Origin of the sequence: Paenibacillus dendritiformis, assembly GCF_015845845.1 — a bacterium.
Lineage (GTDB): Bacteria > Bacillota > Bacilli > Paenibacillales > Paenibacillaceae > Paenibacillus_B > Paenibacillus_B dendritiformis_C.
Genome location: NZ_LDIG01000196.1, coordinates 1 through 1,544 on the forward strand (window position 1 = coordinate 1; position 1,544 = coordinate 1,544).

General features: G+C 40.9%; 2 protein-coding genes and 1 pseudogene. 2 read left to right on the top strand and 1 reads right to left on the bottom strand.

Going from position 1 to position 1,544, the window contains the following annotated elements; translation table 11 throughout:
• A partial coding sequence (locus ABD76_RS19930) for an ATP-binding protein (RefSeq protein ID WP_197253989.1) occupies positions 1-300 on the top strand: 300 nt, incomplete at its 5' end.
• 350 nt (positions 301-650) lie between these two features.
• Entirely contained in the window at positions 651-1,232 is a 582-nt protein-coding gene (locus tag ABD76_RS19935; RefSeq protein ID WP_197258896.1) for a hypothetical protein, read from the top strand.
• Between the two features lie 147 nt (positions 1,233-1,379).
• Here the strand turns inward: ABD76_RS19935 and ABD76_RS29665 are convergent.
• Positions 1,380-1,544: pseudogene (locus ABD76_RS29665) on the bottom strand (IS1380 family transposase); the annotation flags it as partial.

Genomic DNA, 1,544 nt, shown 5'->3' on the forward strand with positions numbered 1-1,544 from the left:
ACGGTGAGCCGGTTCCGGGAGAAACTGAGAAAGGTAGACCTACTTATCCTGGATGAAGTCGGATATGTGCCCTTTAGCCAGACGGGGGCGGAACTACTGTTCAATGTAATTGCGGATTGCTATGAAAGGCAAAGTGTTATTGTGACGTCTAACTTGGAATTCGGCCAGTGGACCTCCATCTTTGGGGATACCAAGCTTACATCTGCGCTGGTCGACCGCTTGGTGCACCATGCACATATTCTTTCGTTTACAGGCGAGAGCTTCCGTTTCAAACAAGCTATGGAACGAATCCCGTTGTAAGCTTTGAGGTTGGCAAGTGCCTTGGCACTTTTGGCTGCAAAATTGAGCATTTTTCACTTGCAAAAAACAACTCGCTCCCTCCCTATTGGTCATCCGCCCATCTATGATTTTCTCCACCACGAGTACCTTCTTCATTTCTGCTTTCGTCAATGTCATTATCTCCTGCCCCATGGTGACATTATCTCAGAACAGTTATAGGGTGACATTATCTCAGAAGAACAACAGGATACCTATTTGACGTTGACATTATTAATCGGGTGTGCTATTGATATTGTTTAATTTACATACAAAAAAGGAGAATGCAGTAATCGTTCTCCTTTTTAATATTTACATAAAAAGGGGAAACAGCCTTGTTACCAATTAACTTAATTTCACTTTATCAAGCTTATCGTTCATTAGATCTAGAACAATTCCAAAATTATTTAAAAGTGTTTGACATCGAGTTAAAAAAAGAGCAGGAAAGAGAAGATGTTGCGCAATTGATAGAAGCACTGATAGCGGAATCGTGGAGATTTTCTGAATATCACGATTTCTATATTGGTTATAAAATCCCGCAGATTTCAAAGGAATTTGATTTACTGAGGCTTGGGGAAAACTATCACATAGATATCGAAATTAAACACCAAAGCACTACAGACAAAATTCTCAAGCAACTACAGGAAAACCAATACTATTTAAATGCCACAGCTCGTGATGTTTTTGTATTCACTTTTGTCGTAGTTACTAAAGAAGTATACACATTGAATGAAGAAGGTCAATTAGTGACAACCACGCTTGATGAAGTACGGCAACGATTAAAAGAGCAAGTAGTCAAAAAACTATTGAATTTAGACGCTCTTTTTGCACCTAAGCAATATTTGGTTTCTCCTTTAAACTCCACAGAACGTTTCATGGAAAAGAAATACTTTCTGAACAATCCCCTGAATCCGTGAAAGGGTTACGAATAAGAGAACCATCACTATCAGCTGTAACGATAGGCGCAGAAAGCAGAGGTGATGACTCGATTCACTTGAAAAAGACATCACGAAACAAAGCTTCCCTTGTGCAAAGCTTGAACGGAAACATAGGTTCGCAATCTATTATCCCGACAAGGTCCCGTAAATGCGCTGGAATGTCTGAAACCATGGACTATGTCTTCCGAAGCGGAGCTTCGTTTGTCTGGCATGCTCTACCATTCGAGAGGCCAGCCAGATCAGATTTTCGATGACCGTTTTGACCCGCCTGCGGCTGACTTTGTTTCGAAG